Annotated in this window: 19 protein-coding genes; 3 read left to right on the top strand and 16 right to left on the bottom strand. The window is 69.9% G+C overall.

Annotated features, from left to right (window positions below):
- The 13 genes from rplN to AC3RX0_RS00150 all read right to left on the bottom strand — a co-directional run bounded on the left by rplN (nucleotide 1) and on the right by AC3RX0_RS00150 (nucleotide 6,900).
- Nucleotides 1–369 (bottom strand): 50S ribosomal protein L14, encoded by a 369-nt coding sequence (rplN, locus tag AC3RX0_RS00210; protein ID WP_029145868.1) that lies wholly within the window; start codon nucleotides 367–369, stop codon nucleotides 1–3.
- On the bottom strand, nucleotides 370–702 hold the full coding sequence (gene rpsQ, locus AC3RX0_RS00205) for a 30S ribosomal protein S17 (RefSeq protein WP_491503934.1): 333 nt from the start codon (nucleotides 700–702) through the stop codon (nucleotides 370–372).
- Nucleotides 702–1,016: a 50S ribosomal protein L29 gene (gene rpmC, locus AC3RX0_RS00200; RefSeq protein WP_491503933.1), complete on the bottom strand. Its 315-nt coding sequence runs from the start codon at nucleotides 1,014–1,016 to the stop codon at nucleotides 702–704. Before rpmC ends, rpsQ begins: the two co-directional genes overlap by 1 nt.
- Complete coding sequence (rplP, locus tag AC3RX0_RS00195) at nucleotides 1,016–1,435, bottom strand: 50S ribosomal protein L16 (protein ID WP_018171451.1); 420 nt, start codon at nucleotides 1,433–1,435, stop codon at nucleotides 1,016–1,018. The genes rpmC and rplP overlap by 1 nt, the downstream gene beginning before the upstream one ends.
- Complete coding sequence (gene rpsC, locus AC3RX0_RS00190; RefSeq protein ID WP_491503932.1) at nucleotides 1,435–2,178, bottom strand: 30S ribosomal protein S3; 744 nt, start codon at nucleotides 2,176–2,178, stop codon at nucleotides 1,435–1,437. Before rpsC ends, rplP begins: the two co-directional genes overlap by 1 nt.
- Nucleotides 2,178–2,570 carry a 50S ribosomal protein L22 gene (gene rplV / locus AC3RX0_RS00185; RefSeq protein ID WP_491503931.1) on the bottom strand — a complete coding sequence of 131 codons (393 nt, stop codon included), beginning with the start codon at nucleotides 2,568–2,570 and terminating at the stop codon, nucleotides 2,178–2,180. Before rplV ends, rpsC begins: the two co-directional genes overlap by 1 nt.
- 22 nt (nucleotides 2,571–2,592) lie before the next feature.
- Entirely contained in the window at nucleotides 2,593–2,874 is a 282-nt protein-coding gene (gene rpsS / locus AC3RX0_RS00180) for a 30S ribosomal protein S19 (protein ID WP_491503930.1), read from the bottom strand.
- Between the two features lie 13 nt (nucleotides 2,875–2,887).
- Entirely contained in the window at nucleotides 2,888–3,727 is an 840-nt protein-coding gene (gene rplB / locus AC3RX0_RS00175; RefSeq protein ID WP_491503929.1) for a 50S ribosomal protein L2, read from the bottom strand.
- A gap of 26 nt (nucleotides 3,728–3,753) precedes the next feature.
- Nucleotides 3,754–4,089: a 50S ribosomal protein L23 gene (gene rplW / locus AC3RX0_RS00170; protein ID WP_491503928.1), complete on the bottom strand. Its 336-nt coding sequence runs from the start codon at nucleotides 4,087–4,089 to the stop codon at nucleotides 3,754–3,756.
- Nucleotides 4,086–4,742: a 50S ribosomal protein L4 gene (rplD, locus tag AC3RX0_RS00165; RefSeq protein WP_491503927.1), complete on the bottom strand. Its 657-nt coding sequence runs from the start codon at nucleotides 4,740–4,742 to the stop codon at nucleotides 4,086–4,088. The genes rplW and rplD overlap by 4 nt, the downstream gene beginning before the upstream one ends.
- Nucleotides 4,743–4,746: 4 nt before the next feature.
- On the bottom strand, nucleotides 4,747–5,406 hold the full coding sequence (gene rplC / locus AC3RX0_RS00160; RefSeq protein ID WP_491503926.1) for a 50S ribosomal protein L3: 660 nt from the start codon (nucleotides 5,404–5,406) through the stop codon (nucleotides 4,747–4,749).
- A gap of 8 nt (nucleotides 5,407–5,414) precedes the next feature.
- Nucleotides 5,415–5,723: a 30S ribosomal protein S10 gene (gene rpsJ / locus AC3RX0_RS00155; protein ID WP_029145857.1), complete on the bottom strand. Its 309-nt coding sequence runs from the start codon at nucleotides 5,721–5,723 to the stop codon at nucleotides 5,415–5,417.
- 493 nt (nucleotides 5,724–6,216) lie between these two features.
- Nucleotides 6,217–6,900: an LPXTG cell wall anchor domain-containing protein gene (locus AC3RX0_RS00150; RefSeq protein WP_491503925.1), complete on the bottom strand. Its 684-nt coding sequence runs from the start codon at nucleotides 6,898–6,900 to the stop codon at nucleotides 6,217–6,219.
- A 212-nt stretch (nucleotides 6,901–7,112) separates the two neighbouring features.
- On the opposite strand from AC3RX0_RS00150, the gene AC3RX0_RS00145 reads away from it, so the two are divergent.
- Complete coding sequence (locus tag AC3RX0_RS00145; RefSeq protein WP_491503924.1) at nucleotides 7,113–8,861, top strand: DUF4012 domain-containing protein; 1,749 nt, start codon at nucleotides 7,113–7,115, stop codon at nucleotides 8,859–8,861.
- On the opposite strand, the gene AC3RX0_RS00140 is transcribed toward AC3RX0_RS00145, so the two are convergent.
- Nucleotides 8,838–10,787 carry a glycosyltransferase gene (locus AC3RX0_RS00140; RefSeq protein ID WP_491503923.1) on the bottom strand — a complete coding sequence of 650 codons (1,950 nt, stop codon included), beginning with the start codon at nucleotides 10,785–10,787 and terminating at the stop codon, nucleotides 8,838–8,840. The genes AC3RX0_RS00145 and AC3RX0_RS00140 overlap by 24 nt on opposite strands.
- A gap of 48 nt (nucleotides 10,788–10,835) precedes the next feature.
- On the opposite strand from AC3RX0_RS00140, the gene AC3RX0_RS00135 reads away from it, so the two are divergent.
- Nucleotides 10,836–12,044 (top strand): glycosyltransferase, encoded by a 1,209-nt coding sequence (locus AC3RX0_RS00135; protein WP_491503922.1) that lies wholly within the window; start codon nucleotides 10,836–10,838, stop codon nucleotides 12,042–12,044.
- A 361-nt stretch (nucleotides 12,045–12,405) separates the two neighbouring features.
- On the top strand, nucleotides 12,406–13,854 hold the full coding sequence (locus AC3RX0_RS00130) for a sugar transferase (RefSeq protein ID WP_498165809.1): 1,449 nt from the start codon (nucleotides 12,406–12,408) through the stop codon (nucleotides 13,852–13,854).
- Nucleotides 13,855–13,876: 22 nt separating this feature from the next.
- On the opposite strand, the gene AC3RX0_RS00125 is transcribed toward AC3RX0_RS00130, so the two are convergent.
- Nucleotides 13,877–14,482 carry an arsenate reductase/protein-tyrosine-phosphatase family protein gene (locus AC3RX0_RS00125; RefSeq protein ID WP_491503920.1) on the bottom strand — a complete coding sequence of 202 codons (606 nt, stop codon included), beginning with the start codon at nucleotides 14,480–14,482 and terminating at the stop codon, nucleotides 13,877–13,879.
- Nucleotides 14,469–16,139, bottom strand: coding sequence for a tyrosine-protein kinase domain-containing protein (locus AC3RX0_RS00120; RefSeq protein WP_491503919.1), 1,671 nt, complete (start codon nucleotides 16,137–16,139; stop codon nucleotides 14,469–14,471). Before AC3RX0_RS00120 ends, AC3RX0_RS00125 begins: the two co-directional genes overlap by 14 nt.
- Nucleotides 16,140–16,144: the final 5 nt, after the last annotated feature.

The following is a 16,144-nucleotide window of genomic DNA, read 5'->3' as shown; positions in this document are numbered from 1 at the left end:
TCAGATGACCTCCGGGGCCAGCGAGACGATCTTCATGAACTTCTTGTCACGAAGCTCACGGCCAACCGGCCCGAAGATGCGGGTGCCGCGGGGCTCCCCGTCGTTCTTCAGGATCACGGCGGCGTTCTCGTCGAACTTGATGTACGAGCCGTCGGCACGACGGGTCTGCTTGACGGTGCGCACGACCACGGCCTTGACGACATCGCCCTTCTTGACGTTTCCGCCGGGGATGGCATCCTTCACCGTGGCGACGATGACATCGCCCAGGCCCGCGTAGCGGCGGTTGGAGCCGCCGAGCACCCGGATGGTGAGCAGCTCCTTGGCGCCGGTGTTGTCGGCGACCTTGAGTCGGGATTCGTTCTGAATCATTTACTTGGCCTTCTCGAGAATCTCGACCAGACGCCAGCGCTTCGTGGCGCTCAGCGGCCGGGTCTCGTGGATGAGGACGAGGTCGCCGATGCCGGCGGTGTTGTCCTCGTCGTGCGCCTTGACCTTCTCGGTGCGGCGGATGACCTTGCCGTAGAGGGGGTGCTTCACGCGGTCCTCGACCTCGACGACGATCGTCTTGTCCATCTTGTCGCTGACGACGTAGCCGCGGCGGGCCTTGCGGTAACCGCGGGCGCCCGCCTCGCGGACGTCGTGCTCAGCGTGCTCGTGACCGGTCTGGGCGACCTCGGCCTCGGCCTTCTTCGCGGTGGCCATCACTCAGCCTCTTCCTTCACTTCGGCGGTCTCGGCGGTGTCCGCCTTCTTCGCCTTGCTCTTCTTGGGCTTGGCCGTGTCGGCCGGCGCGGGCGTGGCACGGATGCCCAGCTCGCGCTCGCGGATCACCGTGTACAGCCGCGCGATGTCGCGCTTGACGGCGCGGATACGGCCGTGGCTCTCCAGCTGACCCGTAGCGGACTGGAAGCGCAGGTTGAACAGCTCTTCCTTGGCCTTGCGCAGCTCCTCGACGAGGCGCTGGTCTTCGAACGTGTCGAGCTCGCTCGTGGCGAGCTCCTTGGTGCCGATCGCCATTACGCGTCGCCCTCCTCGCGCTTGATGATGCGTGCCTTCAGGGGCAGCTTGTGGATGGCACGGGTCAGCGCCTCACGAGCGAGTTCCTCGTTGACGCCCGCGACCTCGAACAGGACGCGGCCCGGCTTGACGTTCGCGACCCACCACTCGGGCGAGCCCTTGCCGGAGCCCATGCGGGTCTCGGCCGGCTTCTTGGTCAGCGGACGGTCGGGGTAGATGTTGATCCACACCTTGCCACCGCGCTTGATGTGACGGGTCATCGCGATACGAGCGGACTCGATCTGACGGTTGGTCACGTAGGCGGGGGTGAGGGCCTGGATGCCGAACTCGCCGAAGGAGACCTTCGTGCCGCCGGTGGCCTGGCCGCTGCGGCCCGGGTGGTGCTGCTTGCGGTACTTGACCTTGCGGGGGATAAGCATTATGCCGATGCTCCTTCTGCGACGGGCGCCTCGTTACGCGGGGCACGACGCGGACGGTCACCGCGAGAAGGCTTCTGGTTCGCCTGCTCGCGTGCGAGCTCCTTGTTGGTGAGGTCGCCCTTGTAGATCCAGACCTTCACGCCGATGCGGCCGAAGGTGGTGCGCGCCTCGTAGAAGCCGTAGTCGATGTTCGCGCGCAGCGTGTGCAGGGGCACACGACCCTCGCGGTAGAACTCCGACCGGCTCATCTCGGCGCCGCCGAGGCGGCCCGACACCTGGATCCGGACGCCCTTGGCGCCGGCGCGCTGCGCGCCCTGCAGGCCCTTGCGCATCGCGCGGCGGAAGGCCACGCGAGCGCTGAGCTGCTCGGCGATGCCCTGCGCGACCAGCTGAGCGTCGGCCTCGGGGTTCTTCACCTCGAGGATGTTCAGCTGGATCTGCTTGCCGGTGAGCTTCTCGAGCTCGCCGCGGATGCGCTCGGCCTCCGCGCCGCGACGGCCGATGACGATGCCCGGACGCGCGGTGTGGATGTCGACGCGGACGCGGTCACGCGTGCGCTCGATCTCGATGTTGCTGACGCCCGCGCGATCGAGCTGCTTCTGCAGCAGCTGGCGGATCTTGATGTCCTCGGCAAGGTAGTCGGCGTAGCGCTGACCCGGCTTCGTCGAGTCCGAGAACCACCGCGACACGTGGTCGGTGGTGATGCCGAGGCGGAAGCCGTACGGGTTGACCTTCTGTCCCATTACTTGCTCGCCTTCTTCGTTGCTGCGCCGGCCTCGGCGACCTCGGGGGTCGCAAGCACGACGGTGATGTGGCTGGTGCGCTTCTTGATCTGGAACGCGCGGCCCTGCGCACGAGGCTGGAAGCGCTTGAGCGTCGTCCCCTCGTCCACGAAGGCGTTCTTCACGTACAGATCCTGCTCGTCCAGGAACTCGTTCTCCTGGTCGGCCTTCACGCGGGCGTTCGCGATCGCCGAGTGCACGAGCTTGTAGATGGGCTCGCTGGCGCTCTGCTGCGCGAACTTCAGGATGGCAAGGGCCTCTTCGGCCTGCTTGCCCTTGATGAGTGCGACGACGCGACGAGCCTTCTGAGGGGTCACGCGGATGTGTCGCACGCGTGCGATGGACTCCACCATTTCTCTCTCCTCTGCCCCCGCGTCAGCGGCGGCGGCCCTTCTTGTCGTCCTTCTCGTGGCCGCGGAAGGTGCGGGTGGGCGCGAACTCGCCCAGCTTGTGTCCGACCATGCTTTCGCTGACGAACACGGGGATGTGCTTGCGGCCGTCGTGCACGGCGATCGTGTGGCCGAGCATGGCCGGCACGATCATCGAGCGACGCGACCACGTCTTGATGACGTTCTTGGTTCCCGCCTCGTTCTGGACGATGACCTTGCGAAGCAGGTGCTCGTCGACGAAGGGGCCCTTCTTGAGACTGCGTGGCATCTTCTGTTCCTACCTACTTGCGCTTCTTGCCGGCGGTGCGACGGCGAACGATGTACTTGTCGCTTTCCTTGTTCGCGTGGCGGGTGCGGCCCTCGGGCTTGCCCCACGGCGTGACAGGGTGACGACCACCGGAGGTGCGGCCCTCGCCACCACCGTGCGGGTGGTCGACGGGGTTCATCACGACACCGCGGACGGTCGGGCGGACGCCCTTCCAGCGCTTGCGGCCGGCCTTGCCCCAGTTGATGTTCGACTGCTCGGCGTTGCCGACCTCGCCGATCGTGGCGCGGCAGCGGGCGTCGACGTTGCGGATCTCACCCGAGGGCAGACGCAGCTGCGCGAACGGGCCGTCCTTGGCGACCAGGCGCACGCCGGCACCGGCCGAGCGCGCGAGCTTGGCACCGCCGCCCGGGCGCAGCTCGATGGCGTGCACCACGGTACCGGTGGGGATGTTGCGCAGCGGCAGGTTGTTGCCCGGCTTGATGTCGGCCGAGGGACCCGACTCGACGATGTCGCCCTGGCGCAGCTTCTCGGGCGCCAGGATGTAGCGCTTGGTGCCGTCCACGAAGTGCAGCAGCGCGATGCGCGCCGTGCGGTTCGGGTCGTACTCGATGTGCGCGACCTTGGCGTCGATGCCGTCCTTGTCGTTGCGACGGAAGTCGATGACGCGGTACTGGCGCTTGTGGCCGCCGCCGATGTGGCGGGTGGTGATGCGGCCCTGGTTGTTGCGGCCACCGGTCTTGGCGAGCGGCTTCAGCAGCGACTTCTCGGGCGTCGATCGGGTGATCTCGGCGAAGTCGGCCACCGACGAGCCGCGGCGACCCGGGGTCGTGGGCTTGTACTTGCGAATAGCCATAGTTCTCTAGTCCTTCGTCCCGACCGTCAGCCGACTGCCGTGAAGATGTCGATGGTGCCCGACTTCAGAGTCACGACGGCGCGCTTGGTGTCCTTGCGCTTGCCGATGCCGAAGCGGGTGCGGCGGGCCTTGCCGACGCGGTTGAGCGTATTGACCGACGCCACCTTCACGCCGAAGATCTTCTCGATCGCGAGCTTGATCTCGGTCTTGTTCGCGCGGGGGTCCACGTAGAACGTGTACTTGCCCTCGTCGATCAGGCCATAGCTCTTCTCGGAGACGACCGGCTTCAGGATGATGTCGCGCGGGTCTTTGTTCACTCGGGTCACGCCGAGCCCCCCTCGGTTCTCGCTCGCGGCGGTCATGCCGAGACCTCCTCGGTGGCGCCGCTCTTGGACGCGACGAACGCGTCGAAAGCGGCCTTGGTGAAGACGATGTCGTCCGAGACGACCACGTCGTAGGCGTTCAGCTGGTCGAAGCTGAGCACGTGCACCTCGGGGAGGTTGCGCACGCTCTTGACGGTCAGCTCGTCAGCGCGCTCGACGACCACGAGGATGTTCTTCGTGGCGCCCAGCTCGTTCAGGACCGCGACGGCGGCCTTCGTGGACGGCGTGCCCTGGATGCCGAACGACTCCACCACGTGGAGGCGCTCGCCGCGCGCGCGGTCGCTGAGCGCGCCCAGCAGGGCGGCCGCGATCATCTTCTTGGGGGTGCGCTGCGCGTAGTCGCGCGGCTTCGGTCCGTGGACGATGCCACCGCCGGTGTGCTCAGGTGCGCGGATCGAGCCCTGACGGGAGTTGCCCGTGCCCTTCTGCTTGAAGGGCTTGCGGCCCGAGCCCGAGACCTCACCGCGACGCTTGGTCGAGTGGGTGCCCTGGCGTGCCGCCGCGAGCTGCGCGACGACGACCTGGTGGATCAGCGGGATGTTGGTGTTGACGTCGAAGATCGCGGCGGGCAGCTCGACGGAGCCTGCCTTCTTGCCGTCTGCCTTGCGGACGTCGAGGGTCGTGTCAGCCATGGCCTCAGGCACCCTTCACTGCGTTGCGGACGTAGACGATGCGGCCGCGCGCGCCGGGAACGGCGCCCTTGACGAGCAGCAGGCCCTTCTCGGCGTCGACGGCGTGCACCGTGAGGTTGAGGACGGTCACGCGCTCGCCGCCCATGCGGCCGGCCATGCGCATGCCCTTGAAGACGCGGCTCGGGGTCGCCGAGGCGCCGATCGAACCGGGCTTGCGGTGGTTGCGGTGCGCACCGTGCGAGGCCGAGACGCCCTTGAAGTTGTGGCGCTTCATGACACCCGCGAAGCCCTTGCCCTTGCTGGTGCCGACGACGTCGACCAGCTGGCCGGCCTCGAAGGTGCCGTCCACGGTGAGCTCCTGACCGGGCGCGTAGTCCGCGGCATCCGCCGTGCGCACCTCGGTGACGTGGCGGCGCGGGGTGACGCCGGCGGCCTCGAAGTGGCCCTCGAGGGGCTTGGTGACCTTGCGCGGGTCGATCTGACCGGCCGCGATCTGCACGGCGCTGTAGCCGTCCTTCTCGGGCGTGCGCACCTGGGTCACCACGTTCGGGGCGATCTCGATGACGGTGACGGGCACGAGCTTGCCGTGCTCGTTCCACACCTGGGTCATGCCGAGCTTGGTGCCCAGCAGACCCTTGGAAGTCTTGTTGTTGATGTCAGCCATGTCGAACCTCAGAGCTTGATCTCGATGTTGACATCGGCCGGCAGGTCGAGGCGCATCAGCGAGTCGACGGCCTTGGGCGTCGGGTCGATGATGTCGATCAGGCGCTTGTGGGTGCGCATCTCGAAGTGCTCGCGGCTGTCCTTGTACTTGTGGGGCGACCGGATGACGCACACGACGTTCTTCTCGGTCGGAAGCGGCACCGGGCCCACCACCGAGGCGCCGGCACGGGTGACGGTGTCGACGATCTTGCGGGCCGACGAGTCAAGGCCGGCGTGATCGTACGACTTCAGGCGAATGCGGATCTTCTGTCCCGCCATTGTCTGCTCTCTCTCTTCTCGCGTCTTACGCTCGCGCGCATTGGACGCACGGTGGCGTTCTCACGCCATGGCACGTTCTGCCGGGTTCCCGGCGATGCTGCACCGCTGTTCTGCTGTCACACCGGATGCGAGGCATCCGGCTCCCGCGCACACGTCACCGCAGGCGGTTCGTGTGGGGGATGTCGCGCACAGCTGCTCGAGCTCTTGCTCTCGCTTGCGCTGTTCTGCTGCCCGCGGCCTAGGATCTCGCTGATGCGTTGCCTATGCACTGCCCTGGCAGTGATCCAGGCGCGCGTGACCGCACACCGGAATATGGAACCTCAACAGTCTACGTGCATCCCGGGCGTGTCGCAAACCGAGCCGAAGCGACGACTCGTTCGGTCTCCGCCGCCCGTCCCGAGGTCCGTCGTGAGCCCCTGTGACGACGAACAGTCCTTCTCGCCCGGCGGCGAGAAGGACTGACGGCCCGCAGACCGGTGGGCCGAGGCATCCGTCAACTGCGACGCGCGCGCCGCACCACGAGCAGCCCCGCACCCGCGACCAACACGACGACCGCGCCGATCGCGATCGGGATGACCGGCACGTTCGATCCGGTGACCGCGAGGATTCCGTGCGGCGACGCGGGCACCGAGGCCGGCTGCGCGCAGGACGCGGTCGCCGGCGGGTACGACAGGGGAACGACCAGTTCGGGGTTGACCTGAAGCGTCGCCGTGATGTGTCCGCGCGTCCAGCCGAAGTTCCCGCCCGTCGGGGTCTGGACGCCGTTGACGAGTTCCCAGCCCGGCCAGGTGACGCCGTGGCCGGCGTGGTCCGTCGTCGCGCCCGGCCACAGGATCCGGCCCTCGAGCCGGTTGTGCACGAGGGGCCCGAGGTCGACCACGAGGGTGTGCGTGGTGTCGGTCAGCACGAGCTTGACCTCGTGCGACGTCGCGACGCCGTCGGGGTCCGTCATGACCACGTCGTAGCGGATCCACGCCGCATCCATGATGCACTCGGCGACGGCGATCGATCCGGCGAGGGTCGGATGGACCGTGACGTGCGGCGTGTAGTCGGCCGCCTGGTTCGAACCCTGGCCGTTCCCATCCGCGCCCGATCCGCCTTGCGCGAATGCAGCGGTTCCGCCGCCGAGAGTGAGCAACGCGGTGCAGACCGCGATCGCCAAAGACCTGCGAAACATCGTTGCCTCCCCAGTAGGCATCCCCGACGCATCCCCATGCACGGGTGCACTCGCGTTCAACGAGCGCACTCCGAGCATAGCGCAGAACGTTTCGCACGGCGAGAGGCAAGATCGTCGCGATGCGCGTGGGGGCGGTCGGACGAAGGCGACCGAGTAGACTTCCCAGTCATCCGACGGTGTGACCGGGCAGGCGTTTGATGGGGAGGATGTCCGTGGCTCGCAGTGGACGAAAGCGGTGGTGGCTCTGGGGCGTCGCCACCGTGCTGGTGCTGGTCGTCGCCGCCGCCGTCTGGGTCGGCGTGCGCGGGCTGATGGCCAAGAAGGAGCTCGACGCCGTCGCGGCCCAGATCGGCGCCCTGCGCTCCGCGGTCGCGGACCAGGATGTCGGCCGTCTGCGCCAGATCGCCCGGGACGCCGGTCCGCACGCCGCCGCCGCCGCGGACCTCACCGGCGACCCGCTCTGGCGCGCCGCCGAGATCCTGCCGATCGCCGGGCCGAACCTCGCCGCCGCACGCGTGGCATCCGCGCAGCTCGACGCGCTCGTGAACACCCTGGCGCTGCCCCTCGCCGCCGACCTCCCCCGCCTGACCGAGGACTCCGGCGGCATCGACCTCGCGGTGCTGCGACGCGTCGCCGACGCCCTGAACACGGCGGACCCCGAACTGCAGGCGGGGCAGCGCGACCTCGACGGACTCGAACTCGGCAGCGTCCTCGGGCAGCTCGCCGACGGCGTGCGGGAGCTGCGGACGATCACCGACGACGTCGCCCCGATCGTGCACGGCGTCGCGCCGTTCGCGCGCATCGCACCTGGGCTGCTGGGGGCGGACGAGCCCCGCCACATCCTGGTGATCGTGCAGAACAACGCTGAGTCGCGCACGGCCGGGGGCATCGGCGGCTCATTCATGGACCTCGTCGCCGACAAGGGCCGCGTCACGCTGGGCGGCGTCGCCAGCGATGCGATCTTCTCGATCCCGAGCAAGCCCGTGGCGCCGGTGCCGGCATCCACGACGGCTCTGTACGGGGACGTCGTCGGCACGCACGTGCAGAACACCACGATGCCCGCCGACTTCGCCGAGACCGCACGACTCGCGTCGGCTTGGTGGAACGGGCGCACCGGCGCGCACCCCGACATCGTGGCATCCGTCGACCCCTTCGTCCTGGCCGCATTGCTGAAGGCGACAGGACCGGTGAAGGCCGGCGGCGTCTCGCTCACGGCCGACAACGTCGTCCAGGAGCTGCTCGTCGACTCGTACCTTCGCCTGCCCGAGGAAGCGCAGGACCCGTTCTTCGGGGCCGCCGCGACCGCCGCGTTCGAGCGCGTGACCGGTGGCGGCGCCGACCCGATCGCACTCGTGAAGGCACTGAGCGATCCGATCAGTCAGGGACGGGTGTCGCTGTGGAGCGCCCGCGCGGCCGAACAGAAGGTGCTCGGCGCAGGCGAGGTGGGGGGCCCTGCCGCCCGTCAGCGGGCCGCGGGCCGCGACGCGTACGCCGTGTACTTCAACGACGCGACCGGCAGCAAGATGGATCGCTTCCTTCAGACATCGATCAGCAGCGGTAGCGCCGAATGCCGTGCGGACGGCCGGCGCGACGTCGTCGTGACGGTCACTGTGCGCAGCACCGCACCGAAGGACGCCGCGACCTCGCTTCCGGGCACGGTCACCGGGTGGGGGCTCAGCGGCACGCCGGCCGGCGACATCAGCACGATCGTCTCGGTCGCCGCGCCCCCCGGCACGTTCTTCGGCGGTGTTGCAGTCGACGGCCGGTCGTCGGCCTCGCCCGACGTCGTGGACGCCGGCTTTCCGACCAGTGCGGCCCAGGTGCGGCTGCGGCCCGGGCAGCAGGCCTCCGTCGAGTTCCGCTTCACGGCCGCCCATGCGGGGCCGGTCCACCCGACCGTGCTGCACACCCCGCTGATGAACGACCCGAAGATCTCGTCAGCGAAGGTCGCCTGCCGCTGACCGCGCGGCCACGGGGCCCCGCAGGAACAGCCGCATCCGCCGCCGCGCGGCCTCGCCACGCGCCCCCGGCAGCAGCAGCGAGCGCACCAGCGCCCCCACGACGTTCGCCGCGCGATACGTCTGCCATCCCCATGCGCCGTAGTGCTTGCGCATGTACAGCTCGCCGCTCGCGGTGAAGTGCCCCGCGCGCACGGACGGGTCGCCGCCGGTTCCGGCGCCCACGTGCGTCGCCTCCACGTCGGCCACGAGGATGTCCCACCCGTGTCGACGGGCGCGGTACTGCCAGTCGGTCTCTTCGGCGTAGAGGAAGAAGCGCTCGTCCAGGCCGCCGAGCTGACGGATCGCGTCGGCGTTCAGCAGCAGCGCCGACCCGATCGCGAAATCGCGGCGCCGCCACAGGACGCCGAGTCCCACCGCTTCGATCCACGCACCCCACGGCGTGGGGAACGGCCACCACACGCGCACGGACGCGCCGCTGCCGGGCTCGGTCTGCGTCGCGCCGACCGCGGCCACGCGGCCGCCGTCGCGCAGGGTTCGCTGCATCGTCAGGATCGCGTCGGGGCCGATGCGGGCGTCCGGATTGAGCAGCAGCACGTCGCACTGCGCCCGTCCCGCCTCGGCGAGCGCCCGCAGGCCGAGATTCACCCCGCCGGCGAAGCCCCGGTTCCCCTGGGCGTCGACGTACCGCGCCCCGTGGCGCCGCGCCACGGCCCCGGTCTCCGGCAACGACGAGTTGTCCACCACGGTGACAGGAACGCGCCCTTCGAGGGCGGCGAGGCACTCGTCGAGGTCGTCCGGCGGTCCGTACGCGACCACGAGCGCCTCGGGTGATTCCGCAGAGGCGCCCGCCCCGCGGGCGCGCTCGTACAGCTGCAGCTGGGCCGCCGCGACCGCATCCCACGTGAACCGCGTGGACGCCGACAGTCCCCGGGCACGCAGTTCACCCCATCGGTCCAGCGCCTCATCGATGCCCGCAGCCAGCGCCTCCGGGTCACCGGGCGGCACCAGGACGCCGCAGTCTCCGACGACATCCGGGATCGCGCCCGACGCGCTGGCGACGACCGCGACGCCCGAGGCCATCGCCTCGACCGCGACCCGGCAGAACTGCTCGAGCCAGCCGGGTGTGGGCAGCGACGGCACGACGAGCACGTCGAGGTCGCGATACCGCTCGGGGAGGTCGTTCCCCGAGGCGTACCCGAGGAAGCGTGCGCGATCCGACACGCCGAGGGTGCGGGCCAGGTCTTCGAGCGCGGCACGCTGCGGGCCGTCGCCGGTGATGCGCACCTGCCACCGCGGACGCGCTGCGACTGCGCGCAGCAGCACCTCCACCCCCTTGTGCGGCTCGAGCCGGCCGACGAAGCCGATCACGCGGTCGGCGTGCGGCGCCCGCTTGTCGAGCGGCGCGAAGACATCGGTGTCCACCCCCAATGGAATGAGCACAGCAGGCGCCCGCAGGCCCTTGGCCGCGAGGATCCGTCCCGCCTCGCTGTTGCACACGTACGCCGCGGCCGCGCCGCGCAGCGCAAGCCGCTCGATCCATCGGAACGGGATCGGGTACCGCTTGGCGATGTTCTGCGCCGAGTACAGCACATACGGGGCACGGCATCGGCGCAGCCAGCGGATGAACAGCACCTCCGCGGTGGCCAGCGCATTGGGTTCCTCGTGCAGATCGATGAGATCGGGGGCGTCACCGACGGCCCGCCAGATCGGACGCGGATCGAATGCGAACACACTGGGGTGCGTGCCGACGGTGCCGGCCGGCACCACGAACGCATCGTCGCCGGCCTGCAGCGTCACCGGACGCCCGCCTTCATTCCATCGGCGGGCCGAGATCAGTCGGATCTCGGCGCCGCGGGCGATCAGCCGGCGCTCACGTTCGCGCCACGCCGACACCACGGCATGGTGCGCGACCCGCAGCACACGCATCGTTCCCCGTTCCCCGTCGCCCACAGCGATAGCCCTCAGAATAGACCCATGGATCGCCGCCATCGAGACAGGGCCGTCCGCGTGCTGGCGATCGACCACACCGCGGGGTCGGCCGGCGGCGAGGTCGCGCTGGCACGTCTGCTCGCCGGTGTCGACCGCTCGCGATTCGAACCCAGCGTCCTGCTGCTCGAGGACGGACCTCTCGTGGACCGCCTGGCCGCGGCATCCGTCCGCACCGCCGTGCTGCCGGCATCGCGAGCACTCACCGAAGCGGGGCGCGACGAGGTGGTCGCCTCGCCCGCCGCCGCGGCGTCCCATGCCCTGCGCACCGCGAAGCTCATCCCGCGCGTGAGTGCGGCGATCCGGGGATCGCACGCCGACCTCGTCGTCGCGAACAGCTTGAAGGCGGCGGTGATCACGTCGTCGGCTGCACCTCTGGCCGGCCGGCCGTGGGTGTGGCACCTGCACGACCGCATCGAGGACGACTACCTGCCCGTGCCGCTCGTGAGCGCGCTGCGCCTGCTCGCACGCGTGGGACCGAGGATGATCGTCGCGAACTCGCAGGCGACCCGTCGCACGCTCCCCCGCATCGCCGAGGCACGCATCGTCGTCGCGTATCCGGCCGTTCCGGATCAGGACGCCGTGACACCGCACCGTCCCGCGCGGCCGACCTTCGGGCTGCTCGGGCGGATCGCCCCGACCAAGGGCCAGACGGAGTTCCTGCACGCCGCCGCCCGGCTCGTGCAGACCCTGCCGGAGGCGCGCTTCGAGATCCTGGGCGACGCGATGTTCAACGATCACGCGTTCGCCGCGGGCGTGCGGGCGCTCCCCGCGACGCTGGGCATCGCGGATGCTGTGACGTTCGCCGGATGGGTCGACAACCCCGCGGCCGCCATCGCCGGGCTGACCGCGCTGGTGCACGCCTCTGCTGTGCCCGAGCCGTTCGGCCAGGTCGTCGTGGAGGGGATGCTCGCGGGGGTCCCGGTGATCGCGACCGCCGCCGGCGGGGTTCCCGAGATCGTCGACCCGGACGCCCGCGCCGAGCCCATCGGACATGGCGTCACCCGCACCCCCTACGGCCTTCTCGTGCCACCCGGCGACGTGCCTGCGCTGGCCGCCGCGATGGCCTGGACGGCCGATCACCCCGAAGATGCGGCTGCAGCCGCCGTGCGTGCCGGGGCGATGGCACGCGCGCGCTTCGACATCGCGACCACGGCGCGACGGGTCGAGGGCGCGTGGACGCGCGCGCTGCGATGAGCTGAGCGCACCGCCGGTGGCCGCACAGCCAGCCCGATCGTAACGCGGGCACAATGATCCTTCCCCTCACCCGCCTCGAGGGATAGAGTGAAGCCGAATCTCCCGAAGACGGGAATCCGCACCACCGCTGGGGAGTGGCAGTGCGGGTCTAGGGAGAAAAGTGTGCGGCGTTCGCGTCGCATCTGGGGAACACTGGGGACTGGCTATGTTGGATGCCTCATTGGGAGAGGCTGCCGGCGCGGACGCGCCGCAGATCCGTGCTATCGGCTCGGCCGTATCGCAGATGAGTTCGGTCGTCGACCGTGCCATCGCGCCGTCTGTCATCGCACCTCGACTCAGAGTCGTCGTGCCGCGACGAGGCGTGACGCCACGCGCGACCGCTGCGCTCGAGCGCCGCCAGAGGTGGCAGCACAGGTATCGCGGCCGGCTCGTGTTGACCGACATCGCTGTGGTCCTCGTCGTGTCCGGCGTGGGCGCGCTCGTCCAGCTCATCGGAGTGGCGGGTGTCGACCCGCTGGATGCTCCGTGGCAGTACCTGCGCGTCCACGTCCTCACGTTCGCGATCTGGCTGCTCATGCTCGCGCTGTTCCAGACCCGGGCCGAGCAGATCATCGGCCACGGCGCGACCGAGTATCGCCGTGTGCTGCACGCGAGCGGCATGGCGTTCGGTCTGCTGGCGATCGGCTTCGTGCTCCTGCAGCCGCAGGGCATCCGCACCCAGCTGCTGATCGGGCTGCCGGCGGGCATCCCGGCGCTGCTCCTGGGCCGCTGGGCCTGGCGCCGCTGGCTCGCGCGGCAGCGCCAGACAGGTGAGTGCGTGCCGCGCGCCCTCGTCGTGGGGCGCCGCAAGGATGTCGAGTACGTCGCGCATTCCACGCACCTGAACGGCATGACCGGCTATCGCGTGGTGGGTGTCACGCTCGTCGACGACCGCACACGCGCCGTCACGGTGGGCGATCAGACCTTCTACGCGGTCGGCACGCTGCAGACCGTCGCCCAGGTCGCCGAACAGCTCGGCGCCGACACCGTGATCGTCGCGAGCACCCCCGACGACCCGCAGTACCTGAAGCGCCTGAGCTGGCAGCTGGAGGGCACCGCCGCCGAGCTCGTCCTGTCGAGCCCGCTGATGGATGTCGCGGGCCCGCGCATGTCGCTGCGGCCGGTCGAAGGGATGCCTCTGGTCCAGGTGACGATCCCGACCTTCGACGGTCCGCGGTACGTCATCAAGCGCGCCATGGACATCGTGCTGGCGGCGGTCGCGCTCGTGGGCATCGGCATCCTCACCCCGTTCATCGCCCTCGGGATCACGCTCGACAGCAAGGGTTCGGTGTTCTTCCGGCAGGATCGGGTCGGGCGCGACGGCCGCACGTTCAAGATCGTGAAGTTCCGCTCGATGGCCACGGACGCCGAAGCGCGAAAGGCCGATCTGCTGACGCGGAACGAGGGCGCCGGCCCCCTGTTCAAGATGAAGGACGATCCGCGTGTCACGCGCTTCGGCGCGTTCCTGCGCAAGTACTCGCTCGACGAGCTGCCGCAGTTCTGGAACGTCCTGATGGGCGACATGAGCCTTGTCGGGCCGCGCCCGCCGTTGCCGTCCGAAGTGACGACATACGACGGGCGGGTGTTCCGGCGCCTCTACATCCGTCCGGGCATCACCGGCCTCTGGCAGGTGAGCGGTCGCAGCGACCTCAGTTGGGAGGACAGCGTACGTCTCGACCTTCGCTACGTCGAGAACTGGTCGGTGACCGGCGACCTCATGCTCATCTGCCGCACCGCAGCTGCGATGATCCACCCCAGCGGGTCATATTGACGCACTGTTCTGGGCGGCAGCTCTATGAGCGGCGCGACGGGCGTGCCGTGGTGACCCCGTACACCACCGCGTCCAGTGCCGGAATGAGGTCGTCGGCCACCCTTCTCCAGTATGAGAGAGGCCGTCCGACCGGGTCGGCGACGTCATCGGCGCGGTCCGCGCCGAGCAGGAGCGCCGCAGGCCGGTCAGCGGCGGTCGCATCCAGCCAGGGCCCCAGCGGCGCGTCGCCGGGACGTGCGTGATCACGGATCCATCGGGCGAACTGCTTGACCGTGAACAGCCGCGCGCGGACCGCCGGAACGAGGACGAGCAGCTCCCGTGCGTGCTCGCGGCTGAGCGCGAGGATCAGGTCCTGCTGGGTCAGCGCTGCGGCATCCACACGCCGGGCGACGTGCCCGCTCAGGTCGAATCCGCACTCGGCGGCGAGTCGCCGCCCTTCGGCGGGCACGCCGCGACCGTCCGCGGCGATGCCCGCCGAACGGAACTCGATCGCGGCATCGCCGGCGATCATCCGGGCGTAGCCCTCGGCGAACGGCGACCTGCACTCGTTGGCGGTGCAGACGAACAGGATGCGATCCGGGCCACGCCCTCCGCTGTCGGTCTTCGAGCGCTGCCTATGCTGTGTCATCGAGACCGTCCGCACGCTCGGATGCCGAGCGGTCGATGCGGAATGCGCTCGCCTCGTCGCCCCGTCGCGGATCCTCACGCCGGATGACCTGGGGCGAGGCCGCCGCATCCGTTGCGAGCTCCGCGGCACCGCCGTCGTGCGTGTAGTACGAGCGATAGGAGCGCGGCAGGCGATCGCGCCGAGCGCGGTTGGCCACGGTCCCGATGAGCTTCACGCCGTTCGCCGTGAGCGCGTCGACCGCTTCGAGGACGAGGGTGCGACGAGTGCGACCCACCCTGGTCACGAGCACCGTCCCGTCGGCGAGCGCGCCCAGCATCGAGGCGTCGGCGAGAGCCACCGGCGGCGTGTCGACGACCACGATGTCGGCGTGGGCCGCAAGACCCCGCATCACGGGCACCAGCGCGGCACCGGCCAGAAGATCCGCGGGATCGTCCGCCTGCTCGCCCGGCGGGAGCAGGAAGAGCCTGCGGTAGGCGGTCGGCTGAAGCGCGCGTTCGATCTGGTCCTGGTGCGGGGGGATGTCGGACTCGCGCGCCTCGGCGAGCACACCGGACAGGCCCGGTCCGCCGAGGGAATCGGGGAAGTACCGCTCGAACTCGGGCCGGCGCATGTCGCCGCCGACGAGGATCACTCGACGCCCGGCTCGGGCCCACGACACGGCGAGGTTGGCCGACAGGAACGTCTTGCCGTCGGTCGGTTCGACACTCGTGATGACCACGGTGCCGCCGCCGTCGGGGAGCATCACCTGGATGTTCGTGCGCAGCGAGCGGATGCTTTCGCTGAGCGGTGTCTGCGACCGCTCGGCACCCGGGAAGCGCACGTGGTTCTGCGCGACACGCCGGTCGAACGGGATCGCCACGAGGGCAGGCGCCTCGGAAGCGCGGGCCAGGTCGTCCACCGACCGCAGGCGGTCGTCGAACTGATCGCGCACGAGTGCGATGCCCGCGCCGGCGATCAGACCGCACACCAGTGCCAGGGGGATGACGATGCCGGGCGGCGATGTCGTCGAGACGCCCGGCTGCGCCGGTGCGGTCACGGTCGCGGCGGGCCCTGCGGTCTGCAGCGTCTGGATCGATGCGTTGAGCGTGCTGATCGTCGACACCGCGTCGCCGAGGTTCGCCTGGGCGACGGGATCGCCGGGGTGCTGGCTCAGCTCCTGCGAATACGTCGCCGCGTCCTTCTCGGCCCCCGCCTTGCGCGTCTGCAGGGTCTTCAGTGTCGTGGCGGTGACCTGGTCGAGGTACGCGGCATACGCTGTCCCGAACGCCTTGGCGCGCGTCTGCGCCTCTTGCGACGTCGCTGCGTGCGCGGTGATCGTGACCGTGAGCGTGGTCGCCGTCCCGATCCCGGCCTGCCCCACTTCGGCCGACACGGCACCCCCCAGGGCCGACGGCGGGACGCCCAGCTCGGTCGCGACGGTGTCGACGATCGTCGAATTCGTGATCATCGACGGGTCGACGTCGACCGGCACACCGGTGAGGACGCCGCTGGACACCCCCTGCGACATCGTCGGGCTGATCCGGAACGTCATCGCGGCCTTGTAGTCCGGAGCGAGTCGGGCGAGATACACCACCCCGACGATCACGGCCAACGCCACCACACCGACGATGATCCACTTCCGTCGCCAGAGCGCGGCGAGCACCTCGCGGAACGTCATGGCTC

This window comes from Microbacterium sp. W1-4-2 (genome assembly GCF_058349885.2).
Note: the sequence above shows the minus strand (reverse complement) of the source record. Positions and strands in the feature narration are given on the sequence as shown.